Source organism: Zavarzinia sp. CC-PAN008 (assembly GCF_051903925.1).
Classification (GTDB): domain Bacteria; phylum Pseudomonadota; class Alphaproteobacteria; order Zavarziniales; family Zavarziniaceae.
In genome coordinates, this window is sequence record NZ_CP173678.1 from 1,314,838 (window position 1) to 1,331,097 (window position 16,260).

At 68.8% G+C, this 16,260-nt stretch carries 13 protein-coding genes and 1 riboswitch; of the genes, 6 read left to right on the plus strand and 7 right to left on the minus strand.

What is annotated here, in order from left to right:
• Positions 1-9: 9 nt before the first annotated feature.
• Complete coding sequence (locus ACI6GS_RS06315) at positions 10-681, minus strand: energy-coupling factor ABC transporter permease (protein WP_439816936.1); 672 nt, start codon at positions 679-681, stop codon at positions 10-12.
• Positions 682-721: 40 nt separating this feature from the next.
• Positions 722-953: riboswitch (cobalamin riboswitch) on the minus strand.
• A 17-nt stretch (positions 954-970) separates the two neighbouring features.
• Here ACI6GS_RS06315 and ACI6GS_RS06320 point away from each other — a divergent pair.
• Genes ACI6GS_RS06320 through ACI6GS_RS06330 form a run of 3 tightly spaced genes read left to right on the plus strand, consistent with a single transcriptional unit; the run spans position 971 to position 3,064 of the window.
• Complete coding sequence (locus tag ACI6GS_RS06320) at positions 971-1,504, plus strand: hypothetical protein (RefSeq protein ID WP_439816937.1); 534 nt, start codon at positions 971-973, stop codon at positions 1,502-1,504.
• 35 nt (positions 1,505-1,539) lie between these two features.
• Complete coding sequence (locus tag ACI6GS_RS06325) at positions 1,540-2,295, plus strand: hypothetical protein (protein WP_439816938.1); 756 nt, start codon at positions 1,540-1,542, stop codon at positions 2,293-2,295.
• Positions 2,296-2,338: 43 nt separating this feature from the next.
• Positions 2,339-3,064: a hypothetical protein gene (locus ACI6GS_RS06330; protein ID WP_439816939.1), complete on the plus strand. Its 726-nt coding sequence runs from the start codon at positions 2,339-2,341 to the stop codon at positions 3,062-3,064.
• Between the two features lie 79 nt (positions 3,065-3,143).
• Here the strand turns inward: ACI6GS_RS06330 and ACI6GS_RS06335 are convergent, their stop codons facing one another.
• On the minus strand, positions 3,144-4,202 hold the full coding sequence (locus tag ACI6GS_RS06335; RefSeq protein ID WP_439816940.1) for a CsgG/HfaB family protein: 1,059 nt from the start codon (positions 4,200-4,202) through the stop codon (positions 3,144-3,146).
• Positions 4,203-4,261: 59 nt separating this feature from the next.
• Positions 4,262-4,801, minus strand: a complete 540-nt coding sequence (locus tag ACI6GS_RS06340; protein WP_439816941.1) for a curli assembly protein CsgF — start codon at positions 4,799-4,801, stop codon at positions 4,262-4,264.
• Positions 4,802-5,495: 694 nt separating this feature from the next.
• Here ACI6GS_RS06340 and ACI6GS_RS06345 point away from each other — a divergent pair.
• A complete protein-coding gene (locus ACI6GS_RS06345; protein ID WP_439816942.1) occupies positions 5,496-6,749 on the plus strand; it encodes a hypothetical protein in 1,254 nt (417 codons plus the stop codon).
• 121 nt (positions 6,750-6,870) lie between these two features.
• Here the strand turns inward: ACI6GS_RS06345 and ACI6GS_RS06350 are convergent, their stop codons facing one another.
• Positions 6,871-7,872, minus strand: a complete 1,002-nt coding sequence (locus ACI6GS_RS06350; protein ID WP_439816943.1) for a phosphotransferase family protein — start codon at positions 7,870-7,872, stop codon at positions 6,871-6,873.
• 254 nt (positions 7,873-8,126) lie between these two features.
• Here ACI6GS_RS06350 and ACI6GS_RS06355 point away from each other — a divergent pair, with 254 nt between their 5' ends.
• Positions 8,127-10,160, plus strand: coding sequence for an FAD-dependent oxidoreductase (locus ACI6GS_RS06355; RefSeq protein WP_439816944.1), 2,034 nt, complete (start codon positions 8,127-8,129; stop codon positions 10,158-10,160).
• 242 nt (positions 10,161-10,402) lie between these two features.
• On the opposite strand, the gene ACI6GS_RS06360 is transcribed toward ACI6GS_RS06355, so the two are convergent.
• Positions 10,403-11,074 (minus strand): FMN-binding negative transcriptional regulator, encoded by a 672-nt coding sequence (locus ACI6GS_RS06360; RefSeq protein WP_439816945.1) that lies wholly within the window; start codon positions 11,072-11,074, stop codon positions 10,403-10,405.
• Between the two features lie 157 nt (positions 11,075-11,231).
• Between ACI6GS_RS06360 and ACI6GS_RS06365 the strand changes: the two genes are divergently transcribed.
• Positions 11,232-11,972, plus strand: coding sequence for an SDR family NAD(P)-dependent oxidoreductase (locus tag ACI6GS_RS06365; protein ID WP_439816946.1), 741 nt, complete (start codon positions 11,232-11,234; stop codon positions 11,970-11,972).
• Between the two features lie 24 nt (positions 11,973-11,996).
• On the opposite strand, the gene ACI6GS_RS06370 is transcribed toward ACI6GS_RS06365, so the two are convergent.
• Both ACI6GS_RS06370 and ACI6GS_RS06375 read right to left on the minus strand, forming a co-directional pair.
• Positions 11,997-15,104: an efflux RND transporter permease subunit gene (locus tag ACI6GS_RS06370; RefSeq protein WP_439816947.1), complete on the minus strand. Its 3,108-nt coding sequence runs from the start codon at positions 15,102-15,104 to the stop codon at positions 11,997-11,999.
• A 10-nt stretch (positions 15,105-15,114) separates the two neighbouring features.
• The gene (locus ACI6GS_RS06375; RefSeq protein ID WP_439816948.1) at positions 15,115-16,242 is read right to left on the minus strand and encodes an efflux RND transporter periplasmic adaptor subunit; all 1,128 of its coding nucleotides are present in this window, start codon (positions 16,240-16,242) and stop codon (positions 15,115-15,117) included.
• Between the last annotated feature and the right edge of the window lie 18 nt (positions 16,243-16,260).

Sequence of the window (16,260 nt, forward strand, 5' to 3'; positions counted from 1 at the left end):
GGCGCTGCGTCAGGCCGTCTGGTAGAGGCGGCGCTCCACCAGCGGCGTGCCGCGGCCAAAGGTCTTGGCGATGGCCAGGACGCCCAGGTCGACCAGCGGTTCCAGCAGCACGACCAGCATGTAGGCCCCGCCGAACGTCGCGATGGAACTCATGTTCTCGGCCGTGAAGCCGTGGCCATAGAGCGCCCAGAACGCGACCCAGGCGACGATGCCGGCCTGGTAGGCGGTCGAAAGCGCCAGGGCCTGGCTGTACTTCAGGTCCACATAGGGGGTGGCCGGCGCCACGATCCGCCGCGCCAGGACCTGGACCGCGAACAGCGGGACCAGCAGCGTCGTCACGTTCATGCCGTATTGCGGCAGGTCGAACGGGGCAAAGAACACGCCCTGGATCAGCAGGCCGGCGGCCAGGCCGATCGCCGCAGGGCCGGCACCCAGGATCAGGAACAGGGTAGAGCCCAGGATCAGGTGCACTTCCGACACGCCAACGGGATAGTGCGGGAACAGTTCGAAGAACGAGAAGACTGCGGCGGTCGCGATCAGCGTGGCGCCGACCAGCGAGGGAATGCCCCGCTCCCGCACCGTGTCGTAGCACAGCTTCAGCGCATAGGCGCCCGCCCCTGCGGCGGTCGCGTAGCTGAGCCAGATCTTCGCTTCGGCCACCAGGCCGGGTTCGATATGCATGCCTGCCTCCTTGGCGGTCGCCTCACCCGACGACCCGGATTGGATTCCCATGCCGCTGGCCGGTCTCCTGACTCGCGGGTCGAGGCGTCGCCTTCCGTCTTCCCGGGACGCGCTGCACGGGTCGGTGCAGCCCCAGTGACGTCGTGGAAGGCCGCTTGCCGCTCACAGTCGCGGGGGCGGTCGGGGTTGGGGGCCGGACGGGCCCTTCCCCTGTTCCCGTTTCATCCCCGCCGGATTGCGCCATCGGGGACACCAGATGCATCCCCGATGCAGCCCGGTGAACGGCCCCATGTCAAGCCGCGCGGTCGGCCTGATCGTCGGTGGGAAAGTCGCCGTTAACCTCTGGGGCGCATGGTGGCGGCATTCGCCGGAGTGCCCCGCCATGCGTCTGTCCCTGCTGCTCGTCCCTGCGCTCCTGGTGCCGCTCTCCACCGCGTGGGCCGGGGACCAGTCCGGCCTGTTGCGCGCGACCATGGATCCGGCGCCCGCCAGCGCCAATATGCTGGTGGTCAGCCTTGAAGGCCCGGGCAGTGGCGGGGAGGGCGCGCTGTTCGTCGGGGCCCTGGCCGGGCAGGGCCTGGCGGCGCGTGGCCTGGTGCCGGGCGCGCTGACCCAGGATGGTCTGGCCAACCGGATGCACGTCACGATTGCTGGCGCCGGCACCCTGGCCGCCTTCGCACAGGCGGGTCAAGGCAACGTGATTACGGCGACCGTCCAGGGCAGCGGCAACCAGGTCGCCATCGAACAGGTCGGCGATGGAAACAGCGCCGCCATCGTCCAGATGGGCAATGGCAACACGATTGGTGTCTTCCAGGGCATGTGATACGCTTAACTCTCGAATGAGTTGAGGTGCCCGCCGTGTCCGCTTCCGCAGTGCAATCGACGACGGCCGGTCTTGCCCTGCGCCTGCTGGTGCTGGGCATGGCGGTCGCTGGCGCAACGCCCGCGCTGGCGGGGGACCAGAACCAGATCTTCCTGCGTCAGGAAAGTCCCGCCAATCCCAGCCAGGGCAATGTCCTGGTCGTGGACCAGTCGGCGGCACTGGGGGCCAGCGTGGCGGGCCCCAGCCAGTCCCTGCTGGATGCCGTGGATGGTGCGGGCGGCAGCGGCGTCGCGGGCCTGCCGAGCCTGCTGGGCCTGCCCGGCGACGCGCCCGCGCTGCAGCGCGGGGTCGGCAACGACGCGACGGTGATCCAGACCGGGGCCGGCGCCAACGTCATGCTGCTGCAGCAGAACATGGCCGACATCGGCGTTCCCGCCACCGGCCTGACCGGCCAGCAGGCCCGCGTCGAGGCGGCAAGTGGTGCAGCCGGTGCCGTCGTCCAGAGGGGCGACGCGAACGAGGCCCGGCTGGTCCTGGAGCAGCAGGCGACCGGCCTGGTGGCGCAGACCGGGACCGAGCTCAAGGCCGATCTTTCGGTCGGCCCCGGGGGGACGGGCCAGATCATCCAGAACGGCAGCAACATCGACTCCGGGCCCGTCGTGGTGACGACTGGCGGCAGCGTCATCTATGTGCAGAACGGGACCAACATCCAGCCGATCGGGGCGACCGGACTCAACGTCATCTCCTCGACCAATATCGGCGCCATCGCGATCACGCAGACCGGTTATTGATCGCCAGGGTGGTCCGGACTTGATCCAGCAAGCAGGGGTTTTGATGCGCGTCCCGTCAGCGGCAGCCGCGGTCCTGGTCATGAGCTGTCTTCACGCCCTGCCCGTCCAGGCGCAAAGCAGGGACGAATTCATCCAGGCCTTTGCCGGCGAATGGCGCGTGGTGGATGCACGCTTCGCGGCGCCGGACAGCCCCTGCCTGCTGAGCCTGAGCCGAGAGCCGCGCGACGATGCCTATGCTGTCGCGCAGACCGGCTGCAAGGCCGAGCTGGCCAATGTCCGCCAGTGGAACATCGCCAACAGCCGCATGGTCCTGGGCGACGGGACGGCGCCGGTCGTGACCCTGGGCGGCACCCAGCGCCGCATGAGCGGCACCAGCAGCGATGGCACTCCCTTCGTGCTGGAGCGGACCATGCCGGGCGACGTCGACAGCCTGGCCGCAGCACGCCAGGCCTATGGCTGCTATTTCGAAGGCTTCACCAGCCAGTGCGCGCCTGCGGACGCGGTCCAGGCGCCGACGCCCCAGGGCGATGGCACGTCGCGGGTCAAGGTCCTGGTCAACCTCAACGTGCGGGTCGAGGCGCGGGGCGATTCCGACATCCTGGGCGTGGTCCCGGCGGACAGCTGCGTGGTTGTCGACGCCTGTGTCACGACCACGGACGGCGCCTGGTGCCGGGCCGGGTTCGGCGACAAGCAGGGCTGGCTGCGAAAGCTGGCGCTGCGCCGCGATACATGGCCGGTGGTCACCTACGCCAATTCCTGCCCCGGTTGAGTGGCCTGGCCCTGCGGCCTGGGGCAGGGCGCCCGGTCCGGCCGATCGCCCTGTCCCGTTGATCGACCTGTCCCCTTGGTCAAACGGGCCAGGCGGATCCAGGAAGCGCGCCCACGACTTCGCCTGCCTCGGGCGGTGGGGGCGGCGGCAGGGGGGCGACCGGGTTGGATCCCGGCGGCGTTGGCCCTGAGGCCGAGGCGGCAGGGGCTGCGGGCGGGCTGACCGCGGCGGCACCGATCGGATCGGGCGTATCGGGCGGCGGCACGCTGGTTGCCGTGGGCGGCGGATCGTCGCCGTACTTCTCCTGCCGGTATTCGGCGATCACGGCGGCCCCCGCGGCCGGATCGGCGAAGCGCCAAATGCCCAGTTCCGCCCCCTCCGCCACGATGGCGATCACCGCCTTCTCGATCGCCTGCTGGACCGCGATCTGGCGCGGTTCGTTCTGGGTGATGCCGGCTTCCGCTTCCAGGATCTTGTCGATCGAGACATAGCGGAAGGCGCCGGCCTGCAGCGCCTGGGAGGCGATGACCTTGTGCGTGGTGACGCTGGCCAGGACCTCCCCCGTCTTGGTGGAGACGACGCGCAGGGTCACGGTCACGGTGTCCTGCTGCCACTTGCCGTCGCCGCCAATGCCCAGGATCCGCGCGCCGATGCCGCCGGTCATGGTGTTGGTGTCATAGCCGCTGATGCCGCCCTGCATGATGATGCCGGCATGTTCGAGCGGCGGCAGGATGCCCTCCGCCACCCGCTGCTCGCCCAGATAGAGGCGGCGCATCTCGGTGACGATCTGCCGTTCCTTCAGGATATCGTCCAGTCGCGCGCGGTCCAGCACGGTGAACCAGCGCCGCTCGCCCGCGTCCTGCAGTGCCTTGATCAGCAGCGGGGCGCCGCCCTGCGTGACGGCGCGGGACAGGGTCTGGACGTTGTCCCGCTCCTTGAACTGGCCCGTCAGGTCGGGGAAATCATAGACCGCTACCGGAATCCGGGCCTCGGGCGCGGGCAATGCGCGCAACGCATAGTTCTGCGCCGTGAGTGGCGCCACGGCGGGTGGGACGAAGCCCTCGCTGGGACGCGAGCAGGCGCCGAGGAGGAGGGCGGCCATCAGCGCGAGCGCGGCCGGGATACGATTGGGCGTCAAGTCTGTCCCCAGGATGCCATCGTCGGGTGCGGCCGCGCAGGCACGGCGCGACCAGCGGTTCAGTTGAGGCCGGCGCCCAGGCCGCCCGACAGCGTCCCGGTGGTCAGGGCAGGGGACAGGCCGGTGGACGAGACCAGTTGCGGCACCACGATCTCGGTAATGCCGTTGGGGTCCTCGATCACCAGGCGGATCGAGTCCAGCGTGCGCTCGAAGGTGACGGTCGTATCGCCAAAGCGCACGGTGCCGCTGTCCTGCGGATTCTCGCCAAAGATCGCATCCGTGACCTGGCTGGCCAGGGCGGAGAGCAGGCGGCTCTGCAACTGGCGCACGAACAGGTCGGCATCGGTGGAGCCGCCGCCCGTCGAGCCGCCCAGGCCGTCCGTCGCGGCCGAGCGGCCCGCCGTCGCGGTGCGCTGCGCCGTGGCCAGGCTTTGCAGGTGGGCGGAGTTGAGCGGACTGCCCCCGAAGGACGGGTTGATCGGCGTGTAGACCAGGTCGCCTGCCTGGCTGGTGCCGGACATGGCGCCCAGGATCGCGCCCAGGGCGAGCACGACCGCGCATGCCGCCCGCTTCACCTTGAGGTGCATCGTCTTCGTCACTCCCCTGCCTGCCTGGATTCCTGCCTCATCATTTCCGACAAGTCCAGGGTCATCGGGAATCGCATGCCGATCCGGCTCAGGGAATGCGCGAAAGTCTCTGCGCAAGGCCATTCATTGAGTGCATTCGTGGCAGACCAAAACCCCGATCAGAGGGGCGGGGGCCCAATTGCCGGGCCTGGCGCGATGCCGCCATGACGGGCGGTCGGATCTGAATCCAGTACTCAGTGGTCATGTGTTCGAAATAGATCTAAACAATAGTCTGTCACACTCAGTGACACTATTACGTATAGGAACAATTAGATATGTAATATCTCAAAAAGACTTTGAGTATCAATTCCTGTAGTTCGGCTTGCATGCAAATTAACCATGTGCAGACTTTGATTGTCGTTCTCTGAATCCGTCCCGGGCGGGGTTTGAAAGGCGCTTGTCCACACAGTGCGGGTATGCTGGTGATAAAATTCGACTTGCATGTTCATCAAATTTTAGTAGCAATTGATGTCAGGCGGGTTCGTCCGCGTGTGTCCCGGTGGTACCGCGGTCGTCGCGCAGGGCATTCTCCGACACGGTCCGGGGGGATCCAGGGGGCGATGTGGCCAGGTTGCGGTCCACGACGTCTGAAGATGATCCCGGAAGTCATAAGTAACAATCCAGGCCAGGCGATGACCATGGCCGGTTGCACATGGGGATTCTACAGATGAACATCAAGCTTGCACTTGTGTCGCTTGCGGCGCTGAGCATCGCCATGGCCGGTCCGGCCTTCGCCGGCAGCGGGAACGAGGCCTATACCCTCCAGGATGGCAATTCCAACACCCTGGTCATCCAGCAGAGCGCGGGCCCCGGCAACAATCGCGTGGGCACCGCGACCAACCCGATCCTGCAGCAGGGCAACTCGAACTCGTTCCAGGAGCAGCAGTTCACGGGCGGCGGCTTCAGCAAGGGCAACAACGTCATCGAGGAAGGTGCCCAGGTCGGCAACAACAACCAGTTCAGTTCCAGCTATTCGAACAATACCGGTTCGAACGTCATCGACAGCATGAAGCAGACCGGTAACCTGAACCGGGCGTCGGTCGGTCGTAACGGTTCTGCGGTGATCGGGTCCTATGTCGGTGACCTGCACCAGACCGGGAACAGCAACTTCCTGGCGATCACGCAGCAGAACGGCCCCAGCAACCGCGTCGAGCAGGCGCTGCAGATCGGAAGCAACAACGGCTGGACCGTGCAGCCCAGCAGCTTTACCGGCAGCGGTTACGGCACCTATATCGTCCAGAGCGGCAGTGGCAACAGGATTGCCCAGTCGTACATCGAAGGCAGCAACAACAACTCGTCGGGCGCGCGTCCTGCGCACCTGATCCGGCAGACCGGCAATGACAACGGCCAGACCGCGTCGATCGCCAGCACCCTGGGCTCGAACGGCAACGCCATCCAGGTCACCCAGAACGGTGATTCCAACAATTTCAATCTGCAGCAGGGCGTCACCACCGCCTCGACCCAGAACTTCATCACCCTGGTCCAGACGGGCGACGCCAACATGGCGACCGCGACGCAGGCCGGGAGCTTCAACCGCCTGAACGGCGCGCAGACCGGCGACAGCAACACGATCACCGCCCTCGTGACGGGTGACTCCAACGGCAGTGCCGCGTCGTTCACCAATGCCGGCGCGTCGGCCCTGGCTGGTGACAACAGCCTGGCCAGCGGCGACGTGATCCAGAACGGCCTGACCAACTCGGTCACCCTGTCCGTCGTCTCTTCCAACAACCAGTTCGCGTTCCTGCAGACCGGGGGCAATGGCAACCTGATCACCGCGACGGTGACGGGTGTCGGCAACAATCAGGTCGTCGGCGTCCAGGACGGTAACACCAACACCGCGACGATCACCCAGGCCGGGGGCTCGAACGCCGCCGCCTTTGCCCAGATCGGCGACGGCAACTCGACCTCGATCAACCAGTAGGACGACGATCGGGCCGGTCGGCGCTGCCGCCTGGCCCGTCGCACTGCGGGCGCCGCCCTCCGCACGGGGGGCGGCGCTTTCGTCTTGTGGGCCCTGCTCCGCCGCAGGAGCCGCCCTGACCTCAGCGGCGACCTTCCAGGACCGCGCGGGCGTTGCCGAACAGGTCCGGGATGCCCAGGGCCACGCGTTCCCACATCGGGTCGTGGCGCTGCCCCTTGCGGTGCAGGCGCACGTTCAGGCAGCCGATCGCGCCCATGCGGAAGCCGGCCAGGGCCCGGAACCAGGGGATGGCCGGGAAGCGGCGGCGCATGCGGTCCTCGTACAGGGCGACGATCTCGGCCGGCTCCAGGGGCGGAAGCCAGTGCGGGCCATCGGTCCAGGCCGTGCGGTCGGTCATCATCAGCATCCAGCCGACATCCAGCAGCTGGCTGCCGATCCCGGCCAGTTCCCAGTCGATCACGCCGGTCAGCACGCCGTCGCGATAGAGGATGTTGCCGGGCTGGTAGTCGCCATGGAACAGGCCCACGGGATTGTCGGCCGGTGCCGGGACCGCCTTCAGCAGCAGCTGCTCCACCGCCTCCGCCGCCTCGATCCAGGCGGGTTCGGGCGCCTTGAGATAGATCGGGCGCCAGCGCGTCACCTGCTCCAGCAGGTCCTGCGGTTGCTGCCAGCCGGGCAGGTGGCGTTGCCAGTCGAAGCTGTGGATGCCCGGCAGCGCCTGCGCCGCCTGGCCCCAGGCCGCGTGCGAGAACGCCGCCGTGCGGGGCAGCGAGGGATGCGGGTCCCACATCTGGTAGGTGATGCCCGGCAGGCGGTCCATCACCACATAGGGCACGCCGAACCAGGCCTCGTCCTCGCCCGCGAAGGGGACGGCCGGCGCGGGCAGGCCTTGCGCGTGCAGCGCGCGGAGCAGCGGTGCCTGGCGATAGACATCCGTGTTGCCGGAGCGCCGCACGCCCTGCGGCGCCAGCTTCAGGACATGACTTCGTGTGTCCGGGCCGTCCGCCACATCGAACAGGAAGGTCAGGCCAGCATGGCCGTCCGCCTCCTCAAGCGCCGTCACGCGGGCCTGCGCCCCCAGGTGCGCGCGCACGAAACGGTCCAGCTGCTGTTCAAGCTCCACGGCCGGTTCCTCCCCAGGACCATGCGGCCCGGCGGCGGGTTGGGCCCCGTCCTCCCTGGACCGTCCCGAAGCGTGCCATCGGGCAAGTGAACGAGCAATAACAAGTGAAAGCCGGTTCGGTTTTCACGGAATGTCTTGTGCGCAACTTGATCGCAGGCGGCCGGTACCGGCATCAGACGGCTTTACCCAGGGCGCAAGGAGGGACATACGTTCAGGCGAAACGCTGCACCAACGCGACACCGGGAAGAAACAGCATGAACGCCCTTCAGAAGTACCCGCACATGTTCGCGCCCCTGGACCTGGGATTCACGCGCCTGAAGAACCGGGTCCTGATGGGGTCGATGCATACGGGGCTTGAGGACATGCCCGATCCGGGGCCGAAGCTGGCGGCCTATTTCGCGGAACGCGCGCGCGGCGGCGTCGGCATGATCATCACCGGCGGCGTCTATCCCAATGCCGAGGGCGGCGGCGGTTCGGGCAAGCTGTCGGAGCCGGACGAGGTGCCGACCCATCGCATGGTGACGGACGCCGTGCACGCTGCCGACCCGGAGGTGAAGATCTGCATGCAGATCCTGCACGCGGGCTCGCTGGCCGGCACGCCCAAGTGCGTGGCGCCGTCGCCGATCCGGGCGCGGATCGGCCGTTTCGTGCCGAACGAGCTGGACGAGGCGGGGATCGAGAAGCAGATCGCCGACTTTGCCAATTGCGCCGTCCTGGCGAAGGACGCGGGTTATGACGGGGTGGAGATCATCGGCTCGGCCGGGTACCTGATCTCGACCTTCCTGGTCGAGCGCACGAACCAGCGCACCGACCGCTGGGGCGGGTCGTGGGAAAACCGCATGCGTTTCCCGCTGGAGATCGTGAAGCGGACGCGCGCCGCGGTGGGCGACGACTTCATCCTGATCTTCCGCATCTCGGCCATGGACATGCTGGAAGGCGGCCTGGCCTGGGACGAGGTGCTGTCCCTGGCGCTCGCCCTGGAAGAGGCCGGCGTCAACATCATCAGCACGCACTTCTGCTGGCACGAGGCGTTCGTGCCGACCATCGCCACGATGGTGCCGCGCGCGGCCTTCACGCAGGTGACGGGGCGCCTGAAGAAGCACCTGAAGATTCCGATGATCACCTCCAACCGCATCAACATGCCGGCGACGGTGGAGGAGGTGCTGGCAAGGGGCGATGCCGACATCGTCTCCATGGCGCGGCCGATGCTCGCCGACCCCGACCTGGTCAACAAGACGCTGGCCGGGCGCGAGGACGAGATCAACACCTGCATCGGCTGCAACCAGGCCTGTCTCGACCACACGTTCACGGGACAGCTGACCACCTGCCTGGTCAATCCGCGCGCCTGCCGTGAGACCGAGATCGTGATCGCCCCGGCCCCTGCGAAAAAGCGCATCGCCGTGGTTGGCGCCGGACCTGCGGGCCTGGCCTATGCCACGACGGCCGCCGAGCGAGGCCATGCCGTCACCCTGTTCGATGCGGGCGACGAGATCGGCGGCCAGTTCAACCTGGCCAAGCGCATCCCCGGCAAGGAGGAGTTCTACGAGACGCTGCGCTACTACCGCGTGATGATCGACAAGCTGGGCATCACCCTGCGGCTGGGCACCCGGGTCGACGCGGCGGGCCTGAAGGCGGACGGCTTCGACGAGGTGATCGTGGCGACCGGCATCACGCCGCGCACGCCCGCCATCCCCGGGATCGACCACCCCAAGGCGGTCAGCTACATCGACGCGATCCTGGGCCGGCGCGAGGTCGGGCGCACGGTCGCGATCATGGGCGCGGGCGGCATCGGCTTCGACGTGGCGGAACTCATCACCCATGCGGGTACGTCGTCGGCACTCGACGTTGACGTGTTTGCGCGGGAATGGGGCATCGACTTCAAGAACCATCCGCGTGGCGGCGTCACCGGCGTGGTGCCGCAGGTCGAGACATCGGGGCGGGAGGTCACCCTGCTCCAGCGCAAGGCCAGTGCGGTCGGCAAGAACCTGGGCCGCACCACCGGCTGGACCCACCGCATCGCCCTGCAGCGCAAGGGCGTCAGAATGATGAACGGTGTCGAGTATCTGAAGATCGACGACGCGGGCCTGCACACCCTGGTCAATGGCGAGCCGGTCCTGTTCGCGGTCGACACGGTCATCATCTGCGCCGGGCAGGAGCCGGCACGCGGCCTCTATGACGAGCTGGTCGCCCTGGGGGTCAAGGCCAGCCTGGTCGGCGGCGCCTATGAGGCGGCGGAACTGGACGCCAAGCGTGCAATCAACCAGGCCACCCTCCTCGCCGCGGCCTAGGTGCTGTTTCTCCCTCCCCCGTTGCGTAGCAAGGGGGGAGGGTAGGGTGGGGGCGGTATCCTGCGGATTGGGGGCGCAGCGGCGGTTCAGAACGCGCTTCCTGCCCTCACCCCCCACCCTCTCCCATCCCTGCGGGACGGGAGAGGGGGTGAGGGCGACGCCTACAAATCTCTGAGTGAAAACAACGGCGTCATAGCGAGGAGCCGGCCATCCCGCCGGCGCCTCCAGCGCGTCGGCTCAGCTCAGCCCTCGACCGGGATCATGGGCGCCATCGCCTGGTCGGTTGCGCGGGTGCTGCTGGCAAGGCCGGCCGCGACGCCCGCCCGGTCGGCGGCGTTGCGGTTCTGGCTCAACTTGCGCTTGCCCGCCAGGCTTGCGATCGGCAGGCGCAGGCCCACGATCGCGCGGAGCTGCCCGTCGATGAACGCCTCTGGCGCGTCCCTGACGGCCCAAGGCTCTGCCCGCTCGGCCTCATGCCAATCGGTCAGGCGGTTGACCACGGCCAGCAGCCGGGCCGGATCGTCGAAGAATTCGATTTCGCCGCTGGCCTGGACGGTGACGTAGTTCCAGGTCGGCACGACGGCGCCCGTCTCGCGCTTGGTCTGGTACCACCCGGGCGAGACATAGGCGTCCGGCCCCATGAACAGCGCCAGCGCATGCCCCAGGACGGGGATGCGCCATTGTGGGTTGGCCCGTGCGACATGGCCATAGAGCGTCCCGTGCTCGCCCTCGTCTGCATCCAGGAACAGCGGCAGCGGCGTCGCGACCGGTCCATCCGGCGTGGCGGTCACCAGCGTGGCGAGGCGGGCCGCGCGGATCGTGGCATGCAGGCTGGCGCGGTCCTCGTCGCGGAAGGCGGCAGGCGTGTACATCGGTGCGGTCGTCTCCGGGCGCAACTGCCGGAAGAATGGCATGCCGCGCGACGGCCAGCGCCGCGACGTGGCGCTGCGGGCCCGGCTGCGGTTCCGCCACCTCTCCCCATGAGTCGCCCCTGGCGCCACGCCCGCGCCGGTATATGGTGCCGCACGCGTCGAGCCCTGTGCCGACGCCCATGAACAGGGAGGATACGCCGTGGACAATCTTTTCAGCCTGGAGGGGAAGGTCGCCCTCGTCACCGGTGGGTCGCGCGGGCTGGGGCGCGAGATGTGCCTGGCCTTTGCCAAGGCGGGGGCGGACATCATCGTGGCCAGCCGCAAGCTGGATGCCTGCCAGGCGGTGGCCGAGGAAGTCCGCGCCCTGGGCCGCCGGGGCGAGGCGATCCAGGTCAATGCCAGCAACTGGGACGACATGGACCGCCTGGCGGAGGCCGCCTACTACGCCTTTGGCCGGGTCGACATCCTGGTCAACAATGCCGGCATGTCGCCGGCCATCCCCTCGCATGACGTCAGCGAGCAATGGTTCGACAAGATCGTCTCGCTGAACTTCAAGGGCCCCTTCCGCCTGGCGGCCAATATCGCCAAGCGCATGAAGGATGGCGATGGCGGCGTCATCATCAACACGTCCTCGACCGGCGCTCTCGTCCCCCTGCCGGCTGTCGTGCCGTACTCGGGCGCCAAGGCGGCGCTGAACGCGATGACCGTGTCGCTGGCGCGCGAATACGGGCCCAAGGTGCGCGTCAATGCGATCTCTGCCGGGCCGTTCCTGACCGACATTTCCAAGGCCTGGACCGAGGAAGCGCGCGAGACGGCCAGCAACTCGCTGCGCCGCCCCGGCCGGCCGGAGGAGATCGTGACGACCGCGCTCTACCTGGCCAGCCCCGCGTCCAGCTTCACGACGGGGGCCATCATCCGCTGCGACGGCGGCCAAAGCTGAGCCGCCGCCGGCCCGGCGGTCCGCCTATTCGGCGGGCGCCGGGCTGAGCCGGCCGAACAGGCGACGCCGCGGGCGCGCCACCTCTCCCGGCAGGGGCACGCGGAACCACAGGGCATAGAGCGCCGGCAGGACCAGCAGGGTCAGCGCCGTGCCGACCAGCACTCCGCCGATCAGGGTATAGGCCAGCGGCCCCCAGAAAACCGACAGCGTCAGCGGCACGAAGGCAAAGGCCGCGGCCAGGGCCGTCAGGATCACGGGCCGCGCCCGGCGAACCGTCGATTCCACGATCGCGTCATAGGGGCTGAGGCCGGCCTGCTGGTCATGGTGGATCTGGTCGACCAGGATCAGCGTGTTCCGCATGATGATTCCGGCCAGGCCGATCAGGCCCAGGATCGCGTTGAAGCCAAAGGCCTGGTCGAAGGCCAGCAGCGTCGGCACCGTGCCGATCAGGCCCAGCGGCGCGGTCAGGAAGACCATGAACATGGTCGAGAAGCTGCGCACCTGGAACATGATCACCAGCAGCATCAGGATGATCATCACCGGGAAGACCTTGACCAGGGCGACATTGGCCTTGCCCGCTTCCTCCACCGTGCCGCCCACGTCGATCCGCATGTCGGCGGGCAGGCTGGCGCGCAGCGGCTCCAGCAGCGGCAGCACCGCCGCGGTGGCGTCGGGCGGCTGCACCCCCGGCTGCACGTCGGCGCGCACGGCGATGTAGAGCTCGCGGTTGCGCCGGACCAGGACCGGCTCCTCGCTGTCCGGGACCAGGCGGGCGACCTGCGACAGCGGGATGCTCTGGCCCGCCGCGTTGGTCAGGGTCAGGTCCTCGATCCGGCTGAGGTCGCGGCGCTCCGCCCCGGCTGCGCGCATGACGACATCGACGGTGCGGATATCCTCGCGCATCTGGGTGACCGTGATCCCCTTCAGCAGCGCCTGGAGCTGGGTCGCGGCGTCCGCCGGCGTCAGGCCGATCAGGCGCAGGCGCACGGGGTCGAAGGCCAGGCGCATGGTGGCGACCCGCTCGCCCCAGGACAGGTTGACGTCGCGCAGCAGGGGGGACGCCTCCAGCGCCTGCCGCGCCTCGGCCGCGGCGCGACGCACCGCGTTGAGATCGCTGCCGACGATGCGGAAGGTGACGGGGAAGGCGACGGGCGGTCCGAACAGCAGGGACGTCACCCGCACCCGTGCCTCCGGGAACGCGCCGTCCGTTACCCATTGCCGAATCTTCGCGGTCAGGGCATGGCGCGCCGCGGCGTCCGGGGTCTGGATCACCAGCTTGGCGAAGGCGGGGTTGGGCAGTTCCGGGTTCAGGGAGAAGAAGAAGCGCGGCGCACCCTGGCCGATGAAGCTGGCGATGTTGACGCTCTCCGGCTCCGCCCGCAGCCGCTGCTCGAGCCGCTCGACCAGCGCCTCGGTATTCCGGATGGCGGAGCCCTGGGGCAGGTTCACCTCGACCAGGACTTCGGGCCGGTCGCTGTCGGGGAAGAACTGCTTCTTGACGATGCCCATGCCGATCACGGCGCCGACGAACAGCAGGAGCGTCACCCCGACCGCCAGCTTGCGATGCCGCACGCTGGCCCGCACCAAGCGGCGCAGGCGCTGATAGGCGGGGGTGGCATAGATCGCATCGTGCCCGCCCGCCACGGGCTTGATCGCCGGCAGCATCTTCACGCCCAGATAGGGCGTGAAATAGACCGCGACGAACCACGACACGACCAGGGCAAAGGCGACGATCCAGAAGATGTTGCCGGCATACTCGCCGGCACTGGAATTGGCGAAGCCGACCGGCAGGAAGCCGATCACGGTGACCAGCGTGCCGGTCAGCATGGGGGCCGCGGTCGAGGTCCAGGCAAAGGTGGCGGCGGCCACGCGGTCCAGCCCTTCCTCCATCTTCACCACCATCATCTCGATCGCGATGATGGCGTCGTCGACCAGCAGGCCCAGCGACAGGATCAGCGCGCCCAGCGTGATGCGGTCGAAGTCGCGCCCGGTCATCAGCATGACCAGGAACACCGCCGACAGCGTCAGCGGCACCGCCAGGGCCACGACCAGGCCGACGCGGAAGCCCAAGGCCAGGAAGCTGATGACCATCACGACCGACAGGGCCACGACGAACTTCAGCATGAACTCGCCATAGGCGTTCTCGATGTTGCGCGCCTGGTCCGACACCTTGTGGAACTCAAGGCCCAGCGGCAGGTCGGCATGGATCGCCGCTTCCTGCTGGTTCAGGGCCTGGTCCAGGGTCAGGCCGTTCCAGCGCGGCTGCATCACCACGCCCAGCATGATCGTGGGCTCGCCCTGGTTGCGGATCAGGAAGCTGGGCGGATCCTCGTAGCCGCGGCGCACCTCGGTCACGTCGCCCAATGTCAGCGAGCGCCCGTCCCCCGCCGCGATCGGCGTCGCGCGGATCGCCTCGACCCCGTCGAACGCGCCGTCGACCCGGACATAGACGCGCGGTCCGCCCGTCTCGGCCGAACCGGCACTCGTCACGGCGTTCTGCTTCTGCAGCGCGTCGACGATCTGCTGGGCCGAGACGCCCAGCGTCGCCAGCCGCTCGTGGTCGAACTCGACATAGATGCGGCCCGGCTGTTCGCCCAGGATGCGCACCTTCTGCACGCCTTCGGTCCGCAGCAGGCGCGAGCGGATCGCCTCGGCCTGGCGCGCCAGCTCGCGCGGCGGCATGCCGCGCGCCGTCAGGGCATAGAGCGCGAAATAGGCGTCCGAATATTCGTCGTTGAAGAACGGGCCCAGCACGCCGCGCGGCAGGTTTGGCGCCTCGTCCCCCAGCATCTTCCGCACCTGGTAGAACTGGCCCGCCACTTCGGTCGGCGGGGTGAAGTCGCGCAGCAGCACCGTCATCAGGACCTGGCCCGGTCTGGAATCGGTCTCGACCCGATCGAAATAGGCCAGTTCCTGAAGCCGCTTCTCCAGTCGGTCGGCCACCTGCTCCTGCATTTCCGCGGCGGTGGCGCCGGGCCAGGCCGCGGCCACGGTCATCACCTTCAGCGTGAAGCGGGGATCCTCGGCCCGGCCCAACTGCAGGAAGGCGAACAGGCCGGACGCCGCCACGGCCAGGATCAGGAAGAGGGTGACGGCGCGGTGGCGAACCGCCAGTTCCGACAGGTTGGGCATCGCCCCGGCCTCAGCGTTCGGCGACCTGGGGGGCGGCGGCCGGGACCGCCGGGGCCGCCTGGGCGGCGGCGCCCGCGGGCAGTCGCACCTCCTCGCCCTCGCGCAGCAGGTGGCTGCCAAGCGCCACCACCATTTCGCCGGGCGCCAGGCCGCCGGCGACCTGGGCCGTCTCCTCGCCCAGGCGGGCGACGGTCACCGGGCGGAACGACACCTTGGCCGCCGCGGCGTCGACGATCCAGACGCCCGGCCCGGTGCCAGGATCGTAGAGGGCCCCGATCGGCACCTGTGTCTCACCCGCATGGGGATCGCCCGGCACCTCGATCGTGATGGTGGCGCCCAGTGCAGCGGCCTCACCCTGGTCGGCCAGGGTGTAGCGCGCCTCGTACGTGCGCATGCCCGGGTCGGCTGCTGCGGAAAGTTCGCGCAAGGTGGCGGCGATGGGCCGGTCCTCCGCGCCATAGAGGCGGGCGGTCGCCTGCGCCGGCACGCTGCCGCGCTGGGTTTCGGGCACCGCGACGACCGCTTCGCGCGCGCCGGCGCGGGCCAGCCGTACCACCGGCTGGCCCGCGGTCACGACTTGGCCCGGCTCGGCCATGACCTGCATCACGACGCCGTCGGCATCCGCAACCAGGGCGGCATAGCGGGCCTGGTTGCGGCTGGTCTCCGCCTGCGACTGGGCGGCGGTCAGCGCGGCATCCGCGGCCAGGCGCGCCGCCCTGACCTGGTCAAAGGCCTGGGCCGACACGGCACCGCGCTCGACCAGGCCGCTCAGGCGTGTCTCGTCCGCCCGGGCGCGGGCCGCCTGGGCCCGGGCGGAGGCGATCGCCGCGTCCGCGGCGGCGGCCTGCAGGCGCAGGTCGGTGGCGTCAAGCCGGGCCAGCACCTGGCCACGGCGGACCGTCTGGCCCAGGTCGACCAGGCGCTCCGTGATCTTGCCGCCGACGCGGAAGCCCAGGTCGCTTTCGGTCCGCGCCCGCACGGTCCCCGTATACGCCCTGACTAGGCCGGGTCCGGCCTCGACCATGGCGGTGCGGACCAGGGGGGGAAGTTGCGGGATGTCGGCCTGGGACTGATCGCACGCGGCCAGCAGGCCCAGGGTCGAGACGGCAATCAGCAGACGGACGGGCCAGCCGGTCATGGGGCAACTCCAATCGAC

Coding starts and splice junctions, on each gene's coding strand:
- ACI6GS_RS06315 (WP_439816936.1), bottom strand. CDS start 681: ATGCATATCGAACCCGGCCTGGTGGCCGAAGCGAAGATCTGGCTCAGC.
- ACI6GS_RS06320 (WP_439816937.1), top strand. CDS start 971: ATGTCAAGCCGCGCGGTCGGCCTGATCGTCGGTGGGAAAGTCGCCGTT.
- ACI6GS_RS06330 (WP_439816939.1), top strand. CDS start 2,339: ATGCGCGTCCCGTCAGCGGCAGCCGCGGTCCTGGTCATGAGCTGTCTT.
- ACI6GS_RS06345 (WP_439816942.1), top strand. CDS start 5,496: ATGAACATCAAGCTTGCACTTGTGTCGCTTGCGGCGCTGAGCATCGCC.
- ACI6GS_RS06355 (WP_439816944.1), top strand. CDS start 8,127: ATGAACGCCCTTCAGAAGTACCCGCACATGTTCGCGCCCCTGGACCTG.
- ACI6GS_RS06360 (WP_439816945.1), bottom strand. CDS start 11,074: ATGCCATTCTTCCGGCAGTTGCGCCCGGAGACGACCGCACCGATGTAC.
- ACI6GS_RS06370 (WP_439816947.1), bottom strand. CDS start 15,104: ATGCCCAACCTGTCGGAACTGGCGGTTCGCCACCGCGCCGTCACCCTC.
- ACI6GS_RS06375 (WP_439816948.1), bottom strand. CDS start 16,242: ATGACCGGCTGGCCCGTCCGTCTGCTGATTGCCGTCTCGACCCTGGGC.